This is a genomic window from Streptomyces sp. MMS24-W38 (assembly GCF_059889265.1).
In genome coordinates this window covers 3,108,231-3,127,586 of sequence record NZ_JCBCPP010000001.1, presented here as the reverse complement: position 1 = coordinate 3,127,586, position 19,356 = coordinate 3,108,231, and the positions used below count along the sequence as shown (strand labels likewise).

Genomic DNA, 19,356 nt, shown 5'->3' with positions numbered 1-19,356 from the left:
CTTCAGCCCTGCGGTTCCAGGTCCTCCTCCTCGAACACCAGCAGCGTGCGTGTGCTGAGCACCTCGGGGATCGCCTGGAGCCGGGTCAGCACCAGCTCGCGCAACGTCCGGTTGTCCGGCGTGTGCACCAGGAGCAGCACGTCGAAGTCGCCGCCCACCAGGGCGATGTGGGAGGCGCCGGGGAGCTGTCTGAGCTGCTCGCGGACCGTGCGCCAGGTGTTCTGGACGATTCTCAGGGTGATGTACGCGGACGTGCCGTGGCCGGCGCGTTCGTGGTCGACGCGGGCTCCGAAACCGCGGATGACGCCGTCCTCCACGAGCCGGTTGATCCGGGCGTAGGCGTTGGCGCGCGAGACGTGCACCCGCTCGGCGACCGACCGGACCGAGGCGCGGCCGTCCGTCTGGAGCATGCGCAGGATGTCCTGGTCTATGGCGTCCAGGGGGCGTGCGGGCGGCAGCGGCCCGGTGCCCCCCGGTCCTTCGGCCATTTGTTCAGACGACACGGGCCCCCGCCTCTCCGCCATGGACGTACTGCGTCCATCTCAGGCTGTGGAGAACCGTTTGTCCACAGCCTGGTACCACCCGTAGCCAAAATGTGCCGACGACCGAACAATCGGTTGGTGAGGCGCGTCACGGACGCCGCGCCTCCACAGCCGCTCCCACGAGGAGGTGCCGTCATGACGGTCATGGAGCAGCGGGGCGCGTCTCGGCCGACCCCGCCGCCCGCCTGGCAGCCCCGTACCGACCCCGCGCCGCTGCTGCCCGACGCGGAGCCGTACCGGGTGCTCGGCACCGAGGAGGCCGACCGGGCCGACCCGGAGCTGCTGCGCCGGTTGTACGCGGAACTGGTGAGGGGCCGTCGCTACAACGCGCAGGCCACCGCCCTCACCAAGCAGGGCCGTCTCGCGGTCTACCCCTCCAGCACCGGCCAGGAGGCCTGCGAGGTCGCCGCCGCGCTGGTCCTGAAGGAGCAGGACTGGCTCTTCCCGAGCTACCGCGACACGCTCGCCGTCGTCGCACGCGGAGTGGACCCCGTGCAGGCGCTCACCCTGCTGCGCGGAGACTGGCACACCGGTTACGACCCCTACGAGCACCGGGTCGCACCACTGAGCACCCCGCTCGCCACCCAGCTGCCGCACGCCGTCGGACTCGCGCATGCCGCCCGCCTCAAGGGCGACGACGTGGTCGCGCTGGCCATGGTCGGCGACGGCGGCAGCAGCGAGGGCGACTTCCACGAGGCGCTGAACTTCGCCGCCGTGTGGCGGGCCCCGGTCGTCTTCCTCGTCCAGAACAACGGCTTCGCGATCTCCGTTCCGCTCGCCAAGCAGACCGCGGCCCCGTCGCTGGCCCACAAGGCCGTCGGCTACGGCATGCCCGGCCGGCTGGTCGACGGCAACGACGCCGCCGCCGTGCACGAGGTCCTGGCCGACGCCGTGAGCCACGCGCGTGCGGGCGGTGGTCCGACCCTGGTCGAGGCGATCACCTACCGCGTGGAGGCCCACACCAACGCCGACGACGCGACCCGCTACCGCAGCGACGCCGAGGTGGAGGCCTGGAAGAAGCACGACCCCGTCGTGCTTCTGGAGCAGGAGCTGACCCGGCGCGGCCTCCTCGACGACGACCGCGTCGCCGCCGCCCGCCAGGACGCCGAAACCATGGCCGCCGACCTGCGGGAACGCATGAACCAGGACCCCGCGCTCGACCCCATGGACCTGTTCGCCCACGTCTACGCCGAGCCCACCCCGCAGCTGCTGGAGCAGCGGGAGCAGCTGCGGGCCGAGCTGGCGGCCGAGGCCGGGGCCGAGCCGGAAGGGACGCAACGATGACCACCGTCGCCGCCAAGCCGGCCACCATGGCGCAGGCACTCACCCGCGCGCTGCGCGACGCCATGGCCGCGGACCCGTCCGTGCACGTCCTGGGCGAGGACGTCGGCACCCTCGGCGGTGTCTTCCGGATCACCGACGGGCTCGCCGAGGAGTTCGGCGAGGACCGCTGCACGGACACCCCGCTGGCCGAGGCGGGCATCCTCGGCACGGCCGTCGGCATGGCGATGTACGGCCTGCGACCGGTCGTGGAGATGCAGTTCGACGCGTTCGCCTACCCGGCGTTCGAGCAGCTGGTGTCGCACGTCGCCAGAATGCGCAACCGCACGCGCGGCAGGATGCCCCTGCCGCTCACCATCCGCATCCCCTACGGCGGTGGCATCGGCGGCGTCGAGCACCACAGCGACTCCTCCGAGGCGTACTACATGGCGACTCCGGGGCTCCATGTCGTCACGCCCGCGACCGTCCCGGACGCCTACGGACTGCTGCGCGCCGCCATCGCCTCCGACGACCCGGTCGTCCTGCTCGAGCCCAAGCGGCTGTACTGGTCGAAGGACTCCTGGGACCCGGAGCGGCCGGCATCCGTCGAACCGATGGGCCGCGCGGTGGTGCGGCGCTCCGGCCGGAGCGCCACGCTCATCACGTACGGGCCGTCCGTTCCCGTCTGCCTGGAGGCGGCCGAGGCGGCCCGGGCCGAGGGCTGGGACCTCGAGGTCGTCGATCTGCGCTCCCTGGTGCCGTTCGACGACGAGACGGTGTGCGCCTCGGTGCGGCGGACGGGACGCGCGGTCGTCGTCCATGAGTCGGGCGGCTTCGGCGGCCCCGGCGGGGAGATCGCGGCCCGGGTCACGGAGCGCTGCTTCCACCATCTGGAGGCACCGGTGCTGCGGGTGGCCGGGTTCGACCTCCCGTATCCGCCGCCGATGCTGGAGCGCCACCACCTGCCCGGCGTGGACCGGATCCTGGACGCCGTGGGGCGTCTGCAGTGGGAGGCCGAAAGCTGATGGCACAGGTGCTGGAGTTCAAGCTCCCCGACCTCGGTGAGGGGCTCACCGGGGCGGAAATCGTGCGCTGGCTGGTCGAGGTGGGCGATGTCGTCACCGTCGACCAGCCGGTCGTCGAGGTCGAGACGGCCAAGGCGATGGTGGATGTGCCCTGTCCGTACGGGGGTGTGGTCACCGCCCGCTTCGGCGAGGAGGGCACCGAACTGCCGGTGGGCGCCCCGTTGCTCACGGTGGCCGTGGGCGGACCGGACGCCGACCGGCCGCCGGGTGAGGACCGCCCGTCCGCCGCCCCGAGCGAGGGATCCGGCAACGTCCTGGTGGGTTACGGCACCTCGGAGGCTCCGGCCCGGCGCCGCAGGGTGCGGCCGGGACAGCCGGTGTCCGCCACGCCCGCCACGCGCACAGCGTCCGCGGCCGGGGCGATGGACGGTCCGGTTCCCGTGATCTCACCCCTGGTGCGCAGGCTGGCCCGGCAGAACGGCCTGGACCTGCGGGAGATGACGGGTTCCGGGCCCGAGGGGCTGATCCTGCGGGCGGACGTGGAGCACGCGCTCCGGGCCGCCGGCGCGCAGCAGGTCCGCAAGGACCGGACGGCCGGCACCGAGCCGCACGCGCGTGTGGCGCAGGCCCACACGCCGACCGCCGGTACCGCGGTCCCGGATGTCGTCCGCGTCCCCCTCAAGGGCATCCGCGGTGCCGTGGCCGACAAGCTCTCCCGCAGCCGCACCGAGATACCGGACGCGACCTGCTGGGTGGACGCCGACGCGACCGAGCTGATGCGGGCGCGGGCCGCGATGAACGCCTCGGGCGGTCCGAAGATCTCCGTGCTCGCCCTGCTGGCCCGGATCTGCACCGCCGCGCTGGCCCGCTTCCCCGAGCTCAACTCCTCCGTGGACAGGGAGGCCAGGGAGATCGTCCAGTACGCGGCCGTGCACCTGGGCTTCGCCGCGCAGACCGAGCGGGGGCTGGTCGTCCCCGTCGTCCGGGACGCGCACACGCGGGACGCGGAGTCGCTCACGGCGGAGTTCGCCCGGCTGACCGAGGCGGCCCGGTCCGGGGCACTGACGCCCGCGGAACTCACGGGCGGCACCTTCACGCTGAACAATTACGGCGTCTTCGGTGTCGACGGCTCCACCCCGATCATCAACCACCCCGAGGCCGCCATGCTCGGCGTCGGCCGCATCGTCCCCAAGCCCTGGGTCCATGAGGGCGAGTTGGCGGTGCGACAGGTCGTGCAGCTCTCGCTCACCTTCGACCACCGGGTCTGTGACGGCGGCACGGCGGGTGGTTTCCTGCGCCACGTGGCGGACTGCGTGGAGCAACCGGCGGTGCTGCTGCGGACGCTGTGAGGCCCGGCTCTCCCTGCCGTGCCCGTTCCCGGACACCGTGCCCCCGCGTTCCCCGTGATCGCGGGGGCACGCATACTCGAGGGGTGACCGAGTACGAGCTCCCGGGGGCTCCCGGTGCCGGACCCGATGCCGTTGGTGACCGTGACCGCGACCGGGACCCCGCGCCGGGCGCGGCGGTGTCGCTCGAGCCCGCCGCGTACGACGCCCTCGTGCTCGCCGGTGGCGGTGCCCGACGGCTCGGAGGAGCGGACAAACCCGGCGTGCGGGTGGGCGGCCGGGCGTTGCTCGACCGGGTGCTCGCGGCCTGCACCGACGCCCGCACCACCGTGGTCGTGGCCGAACCCCGTCCCACCCCCCGGCCCGTGCTCTGGGCGCGCGAGGAGCCGCCGGGCGGCGGACCGCTCGCCGCGCTCGACGCCGGGATCCGGCTCAGCACCGCGGAGTACGTCGTGCTGCTCTCCGCCGACCTGCCGTTCCTCGACGGACGCACGGTCGGCGAGCTGCTGACCACCCTCCGTGCAAGCCCGGCCGACGGGGTCGTGCTGACCGACGCCGACGGCCGGGACCAGCCGCTCGTGGCCGCGTACCGCACGACGGCCCTGCGCCGCGAACTCGCCGCGCTCAGCGAACGGCACGGTCGACTGGCCGGACTGCCGCTGCGCCGGCTGACCGGCTCGCTCGACCTCACCCGGATCTTCGGCCCGGTGGCGTCTTTCGACTGCGACACCTGGGACGACATCGCCACCGCCAGAGCACGCATCAGGGAGCATGGACACGTGTTGGATGAATGGATTACCGCAGTCAAGGACGAGCTGGGCATCGAGCTGGACGTCGACACCGGTGCACTCCTCGACCTCGCCCGTGACGCTGCCCACGGTGTGGCCAGGCCGGCGGCGCCGCTGACCACCTTCCTCGTCGGTTACGCGGCGGCCCGTGCGGGCGGTGACCGGGAAGCCGTGGCCGAGGCCGTCCGCAAGGCCGCGGCCCTCGCCACCCGCTGGGCCGACGAGGACGCCCCCGCCACCCCCGACGCCGCCCCCGGCACGAGCCCGGACGCCCGATGACCGCGCCCGACGCCCGAGCCGACGGGAACGCCGGGAACGCCGGGAACGCCGGGAACGCCGAGAACACCGAGGACGCCGAGGACGCCGAGGACGCCGATGATCTCGACGTAGAGGAGGCTCTCGCCCTCGTGAACGAAGCTTACGGCCGCACCCCCGGCCGCACCCCCGGCCGCACCCCCGGTGCCCCCGGGCACGCCCCCTCCACGCACCGCCCGCGCCACCACGGCGTCCCCTGGACCGACGCCCGCGCCATCGCCGAGCGCGCCGGCCGCAACGGCGCCGCCCGCTTTGTCGCCGGAGGCCGCGCCACCCGCCGTGCCCCGGTCTCCGTGCCGCTCGACGCCGCCCTCGGCCTCACCCTGGCCACCCCCCTCACGGCCCTCACCGACCTGCCCTCCTTCGACACCTCGGCCATGGACGGCTGGGCGGTCTCCGGCCCGGGGCCCTGGACCGTGCGGAAGGAAGGCGTCCTCGCCGGGCACGCCGCGCACGCGCCGCTCACCGACGGCGAAGCCGTCCGTATCGCCACCGGCGCCCGGGTCCCCCCGGAGACCACCGCCGTCCTCCGCAGCGAACACGGCCGCACCGACACCAAGGGCCGCCTGCACGCCACCGTGCCCCGGGGCGGCAGCACGGCCCAGACCGGGCCCGCCGCCACGGTGGCGCACGGTCAGGACATCCGTCCCCGCGGCCAGGAATGCCGCAGCGGCGACCAGCTGCTGTCCGCCGGCACCCTGGTGACGCCCGCCGTGCTGGGCCTCGCCGCGGCCGCCGGATACGACACGCTCAGCACGTTCCCCCGGCCCCGCGTCGAGGTCCTCGTCCTCGGCGACGAGCTGCTCACGGCGGGCCTTCCGCACGACGGGCTGATCCGGGACGCACTCGGTCCGATGCTGCCGCCCTGGCTGCGCGCACTCGGCGCCGAGGTCACCGCGGTCCGCCGGGTCCGCGACGACGCGCACACGCTGCACAAGGCGATCACAAGATCCGACGCCGATGTCGTCGTCACCACCGGCGGCACCGCCGCGGGCCCGGTCGACCACGTCCACCCGACGCTGAGCCGCATCGGGGCCGAACTCCTCGTGGACGGGGTCGAGGTGCGCCCCGGCCACCCCATGCTCCTGGCCCGCACCAAGGAGAACCAGCACCTCGTCGGCCTGCCCGGCAACCCCCTCGCCGCCGTCTCCGGACTGCTCACGCTCGCCGAACCCCTGCTGCGTACCCTCGCTGCCCGCCCGGCTCCCGAGCCGTACACGATGCCGCTGCGGGACGCGGTCCACGGGCATCCGCACGACACCCGGCTCATCCCCGTCGTGCTGCGCGGGGACGTCGCCCTGCCGCTGCACTACAACGGTCCCGCCATGCTGCGCGGCATCGCGGCGGCCGACGCCCTCGCCGTCGTACCGCCGGGCGGCACGCGGCCCGGTCAGGAGACGGAACTGCTCGACCTCCCCTGGGCGTCCGGGGGAATCGGGGTGTGTTTCACGTGAAACTTCCGGGCAATGACGCCATTGCTCGCCAGGCGGACGAGCACTTGGTGACACATCGGGTGAAACTGCCGAGGAAGGTGCTCGAGCACCCGATCCGCCAGGTCGCCAAGCGGCTGTCCATGGCTTTGCTGATCCTCGTGGTGACGGCGTTGATCGTGTACCTCGACCGCGGCGGCTACAACGACGGCGCCGACGGCACCCTCGACTTCCTCGATGCCTTCTACTACGCGACCGTCACCCTCTCCACCACCGGATACGGCGACATCACGCCGGTCAGCGACAGCGCCCGGCTGACCAATATCCTCGTCATCACGCCGTTGCGTGTGATGTTCCTGATCATCCTGGTCGGCACCACCCTCGAAGCCCTCACCGAACGCACCCGGGAGGAGTGGCGACTGAACCGCTGGAGGTCCACGTTGCGTGATCACACCGTTGTCGTCGGATTCGGCACGAAGGGCAGGTCCGCGATCCGGACCATCTGCAAGACGGGGCTCCGCAAGGAGCAGGTCGTGGTGGTCGACCCCAGCGGCAAGGCGATCGAAGCCGCCGCGGCCGACGGATACGCGGGCGTCATAGGGGACGCGACGCGCAGCGAGGTGCTGAAGCGGGCCGAGGTGTACCGGGCGAAGCAGATCATCATCGCCACGCAGCGCGACGACACAGCCGTACTGGTGACGCTGACGGCCCGACAGCTCAACCGCGGCGCGAAGATCGCGGTCGCGGTGCGCGAGGAGGAGAACGCTCCGTTGCTGAAGCAGTCCGGCGCCGACGCGGTCATCACCAGCGCCAGCGCGGCCGGCCGGCTGCTCGGGTTGTCGCTGCTCAGCCCCGCGGCCGGCGTGGTGATGGAGGACCTCATCCAGCAGGGCACGGGACTCGACATGGTCGAACGGCCGGTCATAAAGGCCGAGGTGGGCAAGACGCCGCGAGAGGTCGACGACCTGGTGGTGAGCGTCCTGCGCGGGCACCGGTTGCTCGGCTACGACGACGCGAACGTCGGGACGCTCGAGCTGACCGACCGGCTGATCACGATCGTGCGGAGGACGCCGGCCAGACAGGTGGCGCCCGACATGCGCCCGCTCCCCCGGGACTGACCGCAAGCTCCGCGGACGGTGCGGGCCCCGGAGCCCGCACCGTCCGCGGAGCTTGCGTCACTTGCGGTTGTAGAGCCGCATCGTGATCGGTCCGAAGACCAGGACGAACAGGGCGGACCAGCCCAGTGACCAGGCGATCTCGTCGGCCGGCCAGTCACCCGCCATCAGCCCGCGCACCGCGGACGCCAGGTGCGTGACGGGACTGTTGTTGACGAACGCCTGGAGCCAGCCCGGCATGGTGCGCGGGTCGACGAAGACGTTGGACAGGAAGGTGAGCGGGAAGATCACCATCATGCTGACGCCCATGACCGACTTCTCGGTGCGCAGCATCAGCCCGAACATCGTCCAGATCCACGAGAACGCGAACGCGAAGGCCACCAGCAGTACGATCCCCGCGAGCACGCCGACCACCCCGCCGTCCGGGCGGTAGCCGAGGATCACGCCCACGGTGAGCATCACGACCGACGCGATCGTGTAGCGCAGGGCGTCGCCGAGCAGATAGCCGACCATCGTCGACGGACGCCAGATCGGCAGGGTGCGGAACCGGTCGAACACACCCTTCTCGATGTCCGTGTTGACCGAGACACCGGTGTACATCGTGATCATCACGACCGACATCACCAGGATGCCGGGCAGCAGGAACTGGACGTACTCCTTCGGCGAGCCGGCCAGCGCCCCGCCGAAGAGGTACGTGTACATCAGCACCATCATGATCGGGAACGCGGTGACGTCGAACAGCTGCTCCGGCACATGCTTGATCTTGAGGATCGCGCGCCAGCCGAAGGTCAGGGAGGCCGACCACGCGCTGGGCCGCGGCGGGCGCTCCTCGGCGACCAGCAGCTCGGCCAGGGAGTCGGTGCGGACCGGGGCGAGTTCCGCGCTCTCGGTCGTCGTCGCGGTACTCATGCCGCCACCTCGTCCTTCGGGGTGTGGGAGTGGTCGCCACCGGAGCCCGGACCCGGCCCCTGTCCCGAGCCCGATCCGGATGCGTGTGTGTCATGGCCGGTGAGGGCGAGGAACACCTCGTCCAGGCTGGGCTGGCCGAGCGAGAAGTTGTCGACGGTGATGCCGGCCGCGGCCAGTTCGCCCAGCGCGCGGGCGGCCTGTTCGGCGGCGGTGTCGTGGTCCGCCGCCGCACCCAGGCGGGCGGTGAGCGTCACCGGGTCGGGTTCGAGCTGAACCTGTGCGTCGAGTGCCCGGCGCAGCAGGTCCGCCGCGCGGGGCCGGTGGTCCGGATCGCGCAGCCGCAGATGTACGGAACCGGCCCCGACGGACGCCTTCAGCTCGCCCTTGGTGCCCTCGGCGATCACCTTCCCGCGGTCGATGACGGCGATCCGGGACGCCAGCTGGTCGGCCTCGTCCAGGTACTGCGTGGTCAGCAGCACGGTGGTGCCCTGGGCGACCACCGCGCGCACGATGTCCCAGACCTGGTTGCGGCTGCGCGGGTCCAGACCGGTCGTCGGTTCGTCGAGGAACAGCAGGTCGGGGGTGTTGAGGATGGACGCGGCGATGTCGATACGCCGCCGCATGCCCCCCGAGTAGTGCTTGACCTGTTTGGCCGCCGCCTCCGTCAGGCCGAAGGCCTCCAGGAGCTGGGCGGCACGGGTGCGGGCGGCCGGTTTGCGGTGGCCGAGGAGCCGGGCCAGCAGGATCAGGTTCTCCGCGCCGGTGAGGTCCTCGTCCACGGACGCGTACTGCCCGGTGAGACTCACCAGGCCGCGCACCGTGTCGGCCTCGCGCACGACGTCGTGACCGAAGACATGCGCCGTCCCGCCGTCCGGTCGTAGGAGGGTGGCGAGCATTTTCACGGTGGTGGTCTTGCCGGCGCCGTTCGGTCCGAGGACGCCGTACACCGTGCCGGCCGGCACGGCGAGGTCGACCCCGTCCACGGCCCGTGTCTCACCGAAGGTCTTGACCAGGCCGGCGGTCTCGATCGCCAGGCCGGACGTCTGCGTGCTCATGCTGGGGTCCTTCCGCATGCTTGGGCTACGCATGGAGAGACCATCACCGTCGCGCGAATTCATCGCTCTCGCAGGTGGTTCTCCCCGAGAACCCGTCCAACGGCGGACCCGTCTCCACCCATTGACCCAAGCCGACCGGCGGATGGTGCGCGGGCGGCGCGGGTGAAGAGGGTCAGGGAGTAGCGTCGCCCTCATGTATGCGATCACGATTCCCGAACCCGGTGGGCCCGAGGCGCTGGTGTGGGAGCAGGTCCCCGACCCCGTCCCCGGACCGGGCGAGGTGCTCGTCGAGGTGGTGGCCGGTGCCGTCAACCGCGCCGACATCATGCAGCGGCAGGGCTTCTACGACCCCCCGCCCGGCGCCTCCCCCTACCCCGGCCTGGAGTGCTCCGGACGGATCACCGCACTCGGACCCGGTGTGACCGGGTGGGCGGTCGGTGACGAGGTCTGCGCGCTGCTCGCCGGCGGCGGCTACGCCCAGCAGGTCGCCGTCCCGGTCGGACAGCTGCTCCCCGTCCCCAAGGGGCTCGACGTCAAGCAGGCGGCGGCGCTCCCGGAGGTCGTCTGCACGGTCTGGTCGAACGTCTTCATGGTGGCCCACCTCCGCCCCGGCGAGACCCTGCTCGTGCACGGTGGGTCCAGTGGCATCGGCACCATGGCCATCCAGCTCGCCAAGGCCGTCGGTGCCAAGGTCGCCGTCACCGCCGGAACCAAGGAGAAGCTGGACCACTGCGCCGAACTGGGTGCCGACATCCTGATCAACTACCGCGAACAGGACTTCGTCACCGAGCTGAAGGAGGCGACCGACGGCGCGGGCGCGGACGTCATCCTCGACATCATGGGCGCCAAGTACCTGGACCGTAACGTCCAGGCCCTCGCGGTCAACGGTCGGCTCGCGATCATCGGCCTCCAGGGCGGAGCCAAGGGGGAGCTGAACATGCGCGCCCTCCTCGGCAAGCGCGCCGCGATCAGCGCGACGTCACTGCGTGCCCGGCCACTGGAGGAGAAGGCGGCGATCGTCGCGGCCGTCCGGGAACACGTGTGGCCCCTGATCGCCGACGGCCATGTCCGTCCCGTCGTCGACCGCGAGCTCCCGATGTCGGAGGCGGCCGACGCCCACCGTGTCGTGGAGGAGAGCGGCCACGTCGGCAAGGTGCTGCTGGTCGCGCCGTAGGGCCGCCGGACCACCGGGTTCGTGGGTCCCGGGTTCAGCTCCGTCGGAGCCTCAGGCCCACGAACGCCAGCGCCAGCCCGAGCCCCATGAGGACCAGCCCGCTCCCCAGCGGCAGGATGCGCACCACGGGCTCGGCGCCGGTGGCGGTGTTCGACGCGGGACTCCGCGACGCCCCGGAGGGCACCGGAACGGCCTCCCCCGACTTCGGCGCCCGCCGGGCGCCGTCGGCGCGGCCTTCCTCGGGCACGCGCGTACCGGCTGCGGTGTCCGCGGCGCCCGACGCTTTGGGCAGAACACCGACGCCTGCCTCCTTCGGCCGCCCGGTGTGCGCGCCGTCCCCGAGGCCGGAGGAGTCCGGCACCGCGTTCACACCGCCGCGCTCGGCCTCGCTCCCGCTGTCACGTGGTCCGCCGTCGCGTCCGCCACGCGGATCCGCCTCCCTGGATTTCCCGGATTCTTCAGGTGTCCCGGGCTCCTCGGGTTTCCTGTGATCGCCGGTCTTCTCCGTCTCCTCGCTCCGCTCCGTCACCTCGGGCACCTCCCGCCCCGGCCGCTTCCGCCCTTCCCCCGGCCGGCTTCCGGCCCTGGAGGGCTCGGCGGAGGGCGCCAGCGACGGCGAATCCGCAGACGAGAGGGGCGAAAGGGGTGAGAGGGGCAAGAGGGGCAAGAGGGGAGAGAGGGACGAGGGAGGCGAGAGGGGTGAGAGGGGTGAGAGGGGTGAGAGCGGCGAGAGGGGTGCGTGGAAAGGAGAGGGCAAGGGCTCGCGGGACAACACGTTCGTGTGCTCGTCCGGCGCCTCCTGGCGTCCGGTGCCCGCCCTCTCGGCCCCGAAAGCCGCAGTCGTACCGAAAGGCTCCAGGGCAGGGCCGTACGGCATCACCACCCCCGCCCCCACCGCCATCCCGAGCACGACGCCCGCTCGCAGGGCGATTCCCGCTCCCACTGCACGCAGCCATGGAGCCACGACCGTGACCTCCCGCGCCGGGCCGGTGCTCGTTCACACCGTCGGCTAGATGGGCCGGATGGACTCCCACAGGTTCCCATTCCTGCGCGCACCCGGCATTACGGATACCTCCGTCAGGGGGGCCCGGAAGAGTGCGGCGGGCGTGCGAGAGAATGGCCGTATGGAGATGCCGAGGAACGAACGGTTGCCGGACAATCCGCAGGTACTGGTCGTCGGCCAGGACGGCATGGCGCTCGGTGGCGGCACCGGGGACGAGGACTCCCGCGAGGTTCCGGTGACGGAGCAGGTGGAGCAGCCCGCGAAGGTCATGCGGATCGGCAGCATGATCAAGCAACTGCTGGAGGAGGTGCGCGCGGCTCCTCTGGACGAGGCCAGCCGGGTGCGGCTCAAGGAGATCCACGCCAGCTCGGTGAAGGAACTGGAGGACGGGCTCGCGCCGCAGCTGGTCGAGGAGCTGGAGCGGCTCTCCCTGCCCTTCACGGACGAGGCGACCCCGAGCGACGCCGAACTGCGGATCGCGCAGGCCCAGCTGGTGGGCTGGCTGGAGGGCCTCTTCCACGGCATTCAGACCACGCTCTTCGCCCAGCAGATGGCCGCGCGTGCCCAGCTGGAGCAGATGCGCCGCGCCCTCCCGCCGGGCATGGGGGACGGCGGCCATGAGGAACCCCCGATGAGTGGCCGCGCGGGCGGCCCGTACCTGTAGTCGCCCCGGCGCGGTACATGGACCCACGCGGCACATGAACCCCGCGATACATGAACACAGCCCATGAACACGAAGGGGTCCGGCCCAAAAGCCGGGCCCCTTTCACTTGAGCCGTACCCGGGAGTACCCGGTCAGGCGGACGGCGGGTTGCCCGTGGAGACGTAGAGCTGGATCTTGGGCATGTCCTCGGGGTCGACGGCCGTGCCGGCGGCGGGGAACTGGTTCATGACCGCTCCTTCGCCGTAGGTGTTCTCGTCGACGTTGCGCACGTCCAGGTCCCAGCCGGCTTCCTGGAAGCACTGCTTGACCGACCTGATGTACTTGAACTTCAGGTTCGGGATCTCGATCTTGTCGGGGTCGTTGTACGACTCCTCCGGCTCCGTGCACTTGTCCGGGTCGATCGTCCTGGACGGATCGGGCCCCCGGTAGTCGGCCGCCTTGTCGGCGGACGCGGACGCCGACGCGGTGCTGCCCCCGCCGCCCTGGTCGTCGCCGTTCCCCCCGCTGTTGGACAGCAGCGCCGCGACCAGGCCGCCGACGGCGAGCACGGACACGACGATCGAGCCGATGATCACCGGCTTGTTGTTCCTGCCGCGGCCCGAACCGCCCGGAGCCGGGTTCTGCGGCGTCAGGTCGTACGGCGGCGGGGTCGCCGGGCCGCCCTGCTGCGGGACGTACGGCGACGGGTGGGGCGTCTGGTAGCCGCCCTGCTGCGGATAGCCGTAGCCCACAGACGGCGCGGGGGCCGGAGTGCCGTACGGGTTCGGGTGCGGGGCCGGCTGGTACGGCGTCTGGACGCTGCCCCGGGCCCCCGGCGCCGACGACTGGTCGACCGGCGGGAACACCGCGGAGCCGATGCCCGAGCCGCTCTGCCCGTGGGTACCGGGGACGATGCTCGGCGGGGCCGCCTGGAAGGACTGGCTCACCCGCAGGCACTCGCCGCGCATGGCCTCGGCGCTGGGGAAACGCTCGTTCGGATTCTTCTTCAGCGCGCGGGTGATCAACGCGTCGACGGCCGGGGGCAGCGAGCGGTTGACCGAGGAGGCGAGCGGCGGCTCCTCCTGCACGTGCGCGTACGCGATGGCCAGCGGCGAGTCCGCGTCGAACGGGAGCCGCCCGGTGACCAGTTGGAAGAGCATGATGCCGACCGAGTACAGGTCGGAGCGCGCGTCGACGCCCCGCCCGAGCGCCTGCTCGGGCGAGAGGTACTGCGGGGTGCCGACGACCATGCCGGTCTGCGTCATCGACGTCACGCCGGACTGCATGGCGCGGGCGATGCCGAAGTCCATCACCTTGACCACGCCGCGCTTGGTCGTCATCACGTTGCCCGGCTTGATGTCCCGGTGGACCAGGCCCTTCTCGTGGCTGATCTCCAGGGCGGCCAGCACGTCGGCGGTGATCTTCAACGCCTTGTCGGCGGGCATCGCGCCCTGCTGCCGTACGTCCTCGTCGAGCACGGAGCCGAGCGGGCGGCCCTCGACGTACTCCATGACGATGTACGGCGTCGTCATGCCGTCCACATCGTCCTCGCCGGTGTCGAAGACCGAGACGATGTTGGTGTGCGTGAGCTTCGCCACGGCCTGGGCCTCGCGGCGGAAGCGCTCGCGGAAGGCCTGCTCCCGGCCGAGTTCCGTGTGCAAGGTCTTGATGGCGACCTGACGGTCGAGCACGCTGTCGTACGCGAGGTGGACCGAGGCCATGCCGCCCTGGCCGAGCAGGTCCCGCAGCTGGTAGCGGCCACCGGCGAGCGCCCGCCCCGCGTTCCGGCCCTGTGCGCCGTCCTGGCTCATGTTCCGCGTCCCCCGTAGCCTCTCCGGCGCTGCCGTCGGCGACCGATGCCTCGTAGATCTGAGTAGATCGAATGCGCTATTCCCGGCCAAGTCTGCCGCAGGCCACCGACACGTCAAGCACGGGGCCCGTTCCGTGACGGTACGGAAAAGAAGCGTCGCGGAAGCGTTATCGAGGACGTGCGGCCGAAGCACTCCCTGGTACGCAGAATTTGCATGACGATACGGAGAGCAGGTTTCATGGCCGGTCCGTCTCGTGCTGGTCCTGGCAACCCGTCTCGGACCGGAGGCCCCCGTAGAGGCTGTAGCGTGGCCGACGGAGACCGTGACAACACCGCGCGCACCGCGGGCAGAAACGACGGCGAGGACCGATGGCACAGCAGCAGCGCGCTCAGGGCCCGTCCGACCCCGAGGCGACTGGCGGCGGAATGTCGGACGCGCCGGACAACTGGGGTAACGGCGGGCTCATCGGCGACGGCCGTTACCGGCTGACGCACCGACTCGGCCGGGGCGGCATGGCCGAGGTGTTCGCCGCCGAGGACGTGCGCCTCGGGCGTACGGTCGCGGTCAAACTGATGCGTGCCGATCTCGCCGAGGACCCGATCGCCAAAGCGCGTTTCACGCGCGAGGCGCAGTCGGTGGCGGGTCTCAACCACCATGCGATCGTCGCCGTGTACGACTCCGGTGAGGACACGGTGGGCGGCCAGGCCGTGCCGTACATCGTCATGGAGATCGTCGAGGGCCGCACGATCCGCGATCTCCTGCTCAACGCCGAGGCGCCCGGCCCCGAACAGGCGCTGATCATCGTCTCCGGTGTGCTGGAGGCGCTGGCCTACTCGCACCAGCACGGCATCGTGCACCGCGACATCAAGCCCGCCAACGTCATCATCACCAACAACGGCGCCGTGAAGGTGATGGACTTCGGCATCGCCCGCGCGATGCACGGCGCGTCCACGACGATGACGCAGACCGGCATGGTCATGGGCACCCCGCAGTACCTCTCGCCCGAGCAGGCGCTCGGCAAGGCCGTCGACCACCGGTCCGACCTGTACGCGACCGGCTGCATGCTGTACGAACTCCTGGCGCTGCGGCCCCCGTTCACCGGTGAGACGCCACTGTCCGTGGTCTACCAGCACGTTCAGGACATCCCCACGCCCCCGTCGGAGGTCTCGGACGCCAGCCCGCCGGAACTGGACGGGCTTGTCATGCGCTCACTCGCCAAGGAGCCGGACGACCGTTTCCAGACGGCCGAGGAGATGCGCGGGCTGATCCAGTACGGGCTGCAGATGCTCTACGACCAGGGCGGCCACACCGGTACCTGGAACACCGGCGTGGTGGACATGCACGACGGCCGGCACACCCCGTCGGCCGGTTTCGCCGGTACGACGGCGATGCCGCACCCGGACGCCACCGGCACCGCGGCCATCCCGCAGCCGATCCTGCCCAACCGGTACGGCGGTGGGGACGACGGCGGCTTCGAGGGCGGCGGCAACCGGGGCAGCGGCCGCGGCAAGCTGTGGATCCTCGCGGTGCTCGCGGTGATCGCCATCACGGCGGGTGTCGCACTGGCGTTGAACAGCAGCGGGGCGGACAAGGACACCGACCGGCCGATCGAGTCCCCGAGCTCCTCGCAGTCCAGCGAGGAGAAGGAGAAGAAGCCCAGCGAGTCGCCGAGCGACGACGCCACCGAGGAGCCGCAGGCGCCGAACACGGACACCGGCACCGGGAACGGCAACGGCTACGGCAACGGGTCCGGTGGTGGCAACTGGCCCCCGTCGTACCCCCAGTCCCCGACGCCGTCGGACGACCATTCGCAGACCGAGGAGCCGACGGACGACCCGACGGACGTCCCGACCACGCCGACGGACAACCCGACGGACGAGCAGCCGCCGCCACCGACGAACCCGGACCCGGAGACGGGCGGCGCGGACGGCGGCCCGGTCAACGGCGGCACGGAGGGTGGCGGAGACGTCGGCGCCGTGACCGGCGGCTGACCGAGGGCGGGCCCCGCCCTGCGCCCGACCCATGAGCGTCCCGCCCCCATGAGCGCCTCCGGTAGCCGTTGAGGCGCATTCACCCCACGCGGCGCACCGCCGCGGCCGCGACCCCGCCCCGGCCGAGCAGGCCGAACGGGTGGACGTCGCCGCGCACACCCCGCGTGCCCCGCGCGGCGGACGCCGGTCGGCGTGCCGCTGCGCCCAATGGGGGCGCGTGAGGCGCGGGGGCGGCGCACACAAGCGCGACACCCCGCCGGATGGCCGAGTCTCGCGCACCCCTGTGAGCTGCGATTTGTCCCCCTCAGCGGTTATTGGTCGCATGATGTGCTCACTCTGGCGCGGGGCGCGACACTCAACCCTTCCCGAGCCCGGGGTCCCCGGGATAACGTGCCGTTGCTCCGGCCTCCTGCGAGGCTGTGACCAGCGCGCCTTCCCGGCCTTTCCGATTTACTTGGAAATCCAAGCAAAATCCCAGGTCAGGGGGGGTTTCACAGAAATGTGGCGCACTGGGTAACGTGCTTGTTGCAGGTCGCTCGCCGGGGCACCTGTCACGCCTGTTCCCGGCCGAGCGGCACCCACCCCGTGCCCGTGGTCGAGAAGAGGTGAGCCTCCCCCAGGCCTTGACGAGCTGGAGGAGGACCCCAGACCTACCGGCAACCCCGGGGGTCGGACCGACGGAGGAGCACACGTGACCGTGGAGAGCACTGCCGCGCACGCACCGCGACGCAGCGCCGGAAGCAACGCCGGCGCCACAGGCACCAAACGCACCACCAGCACCACTGCCAAGAAGACCACCGCGGCCAAGAAGGCCACCACGGCCAAGAAGGCCACCGCCGCGAAGAAGGCCGGCGGCACGGTGAAGAGTGCCGAGCCCCACCTCGTGCAACTGCTGACGCCCGAGGGCGAGCGCGTCGAGAACGCCGAGTTCGACCAGTACGTCGAGGGCATCACCGCCGAGGACCTCCGCGGCCTGTACCGCGACATGGTGCTCACCCGCCGCTTCGACGCCGAGGCGACCTCGCTGCAGCGCCAGGGCGAGCTGGGCCTGTGGGCCTCGCTGCTGGGCCAGGAGGCGGCGCAGATCGGCTCCGCCCGGGCGCTGCGCGACGACGACTACGTCTTCCCCACCTACCGCGAACACGGCGTCGCCTGGTGCCGCGGGGTGGACCCGACCAACCTGCTCGGCATGTTCCGCGGCGTCAACAACGGCGGCTGGGACCCGAACGGCAACAACTTCCACCTGTACACGATCGTCATCGGCTCCCAGGCGCTGCACGCCACGGGCTACGCGATGGGCGTCGCCAAGGACGGCGCGGACAGCGCGGTGATCGCCTACTTCGGCGACGGCGCCTCCAGCCAGGGCGACGTGGCCGAGGCGTTCACCTTCTCCGCGGTCTACAACGCCCCGGTGGTGTTCTTCTGCCAGAACAACCAGTGGGCGATCTCCGAGCCGACCGAGAAGCAGTCCCGCGTCCCGCTGTACCAGCGCGCGCAGGGCTTCGGCTTCCCGGGCGTGCGGGTGGACGGCAACGACGTGCTGGCGAGCCTCGCCGTCACCCGGTGGGCCCTGGAGCGGGCCCGCAGCGGTGAGGGGCCGACGCTGATCGAGGCGTTCACCTACCGCATGGGTGCCCACACCACCTCCGACGACCCCACCCGCTACCGTCACGACGACGAGCGGGCCGCCTGGGAGGCCAAGGACCCGATCCTCCGCCTTCGCCGCCACCTGGAGTCCGCACACCACGCGGACGAGGGATTCTTCGCGGAACTGGAGAGCGAGAGCGAGACGTTGGGCAAACGAGTGCGCGAAGTGGTCCGCGCCATGCCGGACCCGGACCACTTCGCCATCTTCGAGAACGCGTATGCGGACGGACACGCCCTCGTCGACGAGGAGCGGGCACAGTTCGCCGCCTACCAGGCGTCGTTCGACGACGCGGACGGGGGCAAGTGACATGGCGGAGACCGTGACATCCAAGAACATGGCCCTGGCCAAGGCGATCAACGAGTCGCTGCGCCGTGCCCTGGACACCGACCCCAAGGTCCTCGTCATGGGCGAGGACGTCGGCAAGCTCGGCGGCGTGTTCCGGGTGACGGACGGGCTGCAGAAGGACTTCGGCGAGAGCCGCGTCATCGACACCCCGCTCGCCGAGTCGGGCATCGTCGGCACGGCGATCGGCCTCGCCCTGCGCGGCTACCGCCCGGTGGTCGAGATCCAGTTCGACGGTTTCGTCTTCCCGGCGTACGACCAGATCGTCACGCAGCTGGCGAAGATGCACGCCCGTTCGCTGGGCAAGGTGAAGCTCCCGGTCGTCGTGCGCATCCCCTACGGCGGCGGCATCGGCGCGGTCGAGCACCACTCCGAGTCCCCGGAGTCGCTGTTCGCCCATGTGGCGGGCCTGAAGGTGGTCTCCCCGTCCAACGCGTCGGACGCGTACTGGATGATGCAGCAGGCCATCCAGAGCGACGACCCGGTGATCTTCTTCGAGCCCAAGCGGCGCTACTGGGACAAGGCCGAGGTCAACACCGAGGCGATCCCCGGACCGCTGCACACCGCGCGCGTGGTCCGTGAGGGCACCGACCTGACGCTGGCGGCCTACGGGCCGATGGTGAAGCTCTGCCGGGAGGTCGCGGACGCCGCCGCCGAGGAGGGCCGCTCCCTGGAGGTGCTGGACCTGCGCTCGGTCTCCCCGCTCGACTTCGACTCGATCCAGGCGTCGGTGGAGAAGACCCGCCGCCTGGTCGTCGTCCACGAGGCGCCGGTGTTCTTCGGTTCGGGCGCGGAGATCGCCGCGCGGATCACGGAGCGCTGCTTCTACCACCTGGAGGCCCCGGTCCTGCGGGTGGGCGGCTACCACGCCCCGTACCCGCCGGCCCGCCTGGAGGAGTCCTACCTCCCGGACCTGGACCGGGTGCTGGACGCCGTCGACCGCTCGCTGGCGTACTGAG

The 19,356-nt window shown here is 71.6% G+C and carries 16 protein-coding genes; 11 read left to right on the top strand and 5 right to left on the bottom strand.

Annotation, left to right across the window (positions count from 1 at the left end; translation table 11 throughout):
- Positions 1-2: 2 nt before the first annotated feature.
- Positions 3-488: an Lrp/AsnC family transcriptional regulator gene (locus tag AC6F7H_RS13005; protein ID WP_500757179.1), complete on the bottom strand. Its 486-nt coding sequence runs from the start codon at positions 486-488 to the stop codon at positions 3-5.
- Between the two features lie 189 nt (positions 489-677).
- Here AC6F7H_RS13005 and pdhA (AC6F7H_RS13000) point away from each other — a divergent pair, with 189 nt between their 5' ends.
- From pdhA (AC6F7H_RS13000) to AC6F7H_RS12975, 6 genes are all read left to right on the top strand, one after another.
- Positions 678-1,826 (top strand): pyruvate dehydrogenase (acetyl-transferring) E1 component subunit alpha, encoded by a 1,149-nt coding sequence (gene pdhA / locus AC6F7H_RS13000; RefSeq protein WP_500757178.1) that lies wholly within the window; start codon positions 678-680, stop codon positions 1,824-1,826.
- Entirely contained in the window at positions 1,823-2,827 is a 1,005-nt protein-coding gene (locus AC6F7H_RS12995; protein ID WP_500757177.1) for an alpha-ketoacid dehydrogenase subunit beta, read from the top strand. The genes pdhA (AC6F7H_RS13000) and AC6F7H_RS12995 overlap by 4 nt, the downstream gene beginning before the upstream one ends.
- Positions 2,827-4,176, top strand: a complete 1,350-nt coding sequence (locus tag AC6F7H_RS12990) for a dihydrolipoamide acetyltransferase family protein (protein WP_500757176.1) — start codon at positions 2,827-2,829, stop codon at positions 4,174-4,176. The genes AC6F7H_RS12995 and AC6F7H_RS12990 overlap by 1 nt, the downstream gene beginning before the upstream one ends.
- An 83-nt stretch (positions 4,177-4,259) precedes the next feature.
- Complete coding sequence (locus AC6F7H_RS12985; RefSeq protein WP_500757175.1) at positions 4,260-5,240, top strand: NTP transferase domain-containing protein; 981 nt, start codon at positions 4,260-4,262, stop codon at positions 5,238-5,240.
- On the top strand, positions 5,237-6,730 hold the full coding sequence (locus AC6F7H_RS12980) for a molybdopterin molybdotransferase MoeA (protein WP_500757174.1): 1,494 nt from the start codon (positions 5,237-5,239) through the stop codon (positions 6,728-6,730). The genes AC6F7H_RS12985 and AC6F7H_RS12980 overlap by 4 nt, the downstream gene beginning before the upstream one ends.
- Positions 6,727-7,824: a potassium channel family protein gene (locus AC6F7H_RS12975; protein WP_500757173.1), complete on the top strand. Its 1,098-nt coding sequence runs from the start codon at positions 6,727-6,729 to the stop codon at positions 7,822-7,824. The genes AC6F7H_RS12980 and AC6F7H_RS12975 overlap by 4 nt, the downstream gene beginning before the upstream one ends.
- Before the next feature lie 57 nt (positions 7,825-7,881).
- Here the strand turns inward: AC6F7H_RS12975 and AC6F7H_RS12970 are convergent, their stop codons facing one another.
- Positions 7,882-8,730, bottom strand: coding sequence for an ABC transporter permease (locus AC6F7H_RS12970; RefSeq protein WP_500757172.1), 849 nt, complete (start codon positions 8,728-8,730; stop codon positions 7,882-7,884).
- Positions 8,727-9,785 carry an ATP-binding cassette domain-containing protein gene (locus AC6F7H_RS12965; RefSeq protein WP_500757171.1) on the bottom strand — a complete coding sequence of 353 codons (1,059 nt, stop codon included), beginning with the start codon at positions 9,783-9,785 and terminating at the stop codon, positions 8,727-8,729. Before AC6F7H_RS12965 ends, AC6F7H_RS12970 begins: the two co-directional genes overlap by 4 nt.
- Before the next feature lie 193 nt (positions 9,786-9,978).
- Here AC6F7H_RS12965 and AC6F7H_RS12960 point away from each other — a divergent pair, with 193 nt between their 5' ends.
- Positions 9,979-10,959 carry an NAD(P)H-quinone oxidoreductase gene (locus AC6F7H_RS12960; RefSeq protein WP_500757170.1) on the top strand — a complete coding sequence of 327 codons (981 nt, stop codon included), beginning with the start codon at positions 9,979-9,981 and terminating at the stop codon, positions 10,957-10,959.
- Positions 10,960-10,993: 34 nt separating this feature from the next.
- On the opposite strand, the gene AC6F7H_RS12955 is transcribed toward AC6F7H_RS12960, so the two are convergent.
- The gene (locus AC6F7H_RS12955; RefSeq protein ID WP_500757169.1) at positions 10,994-11,488 is read right to left on the bottom strand and encodes a hypothetical protein; all 495 of its coding nucleotides are present in this window, start codon (positions 11,486-11,488) and stop codon (positions 10,994-10,996) included.
- 595 nt (positions 11,489-12,083) lie between these two features.
- Between AC6F7H_RS12955 and AC6F7H_RS12950 the strand changes: the two genes are divergently transcribed.
- Positions 12,084-12,626, top strand: a complete 543-nt coding sequence (locus AC6F7H_RS12950) for a bacterial proteasome activator family protein (RefSeq protein ID WP_500757168.1) — start codon at positions 12,084-12,086, stop codon at positions 12,624-12,626.
- A 131-nt stretch (positions 12,627-12,757) separates the two neighbouring features.
- Here the strand turns inward: AC6F7H_RS12950 and AC6F7H_RS12945 are convergent, their stop codons facing one another.
- A complete protein-coding gene (locus tag AC6F7H_RS12945; RefSeq protein WP_500757167.1) occupies positions 12,758-14,416 on the bottom strand; it encodes a protein kinase domain-containing protein in 1,659 nt (552 codons plus the stop codon).
- Between the two features lie 368 nt (positions 14,417-14,784).
- Between AC6F7H_RS12945 and AC6F7H_RS12940 the strand changes: the two genes are divergently transcribed.
- From AC6F7H_RS12940 to AC6F7H_RS12930, 3 genes are all read left to right on the top strand, one after another.
- On the top strand, positions 14,785-16,407 hold the full coding sequence (locus AC6F7H_RS12940) for a protein kinase domain-containing protein (RefSeq protein ID WP_500757166.1): 1,623 nt from the start codon (positions 14,785-14,787) through the stop codon (positions 16,405-16,407).
- 691 nt (positions 16,408-17,098) lie between these two features.
- On the top strand, positions 17,099-18,361 hold the full coding sequence (pdhA, locus tag AC6F7H_RS12935) for a pyruvate dehydrogenase (acetyl-transferring) E1 component subunit alpha (protein ID WP_500757165.1): 1,263 nt from the start codon (positions 17,099-17,101) through the stop codon (positions 18,359-18,361).
- A gap of 1 nt (position 18,362) precedes the next feature.
- Positions 18,363-19,355 carry an alpha-ketoacid dehydrogenase subunit beta gene (locus tag AC6F7H_RS12930; protein WP_500757164.1) on the top strand — a complete coding sequence of 331 codons (993 nt, stop codon included), beginning with the start codon at positions 18,363-18,365 and terminating at the stop codon, positions 19,353-19,355.
- Position 19,356 lies beyond the last annotated feature (1 nt).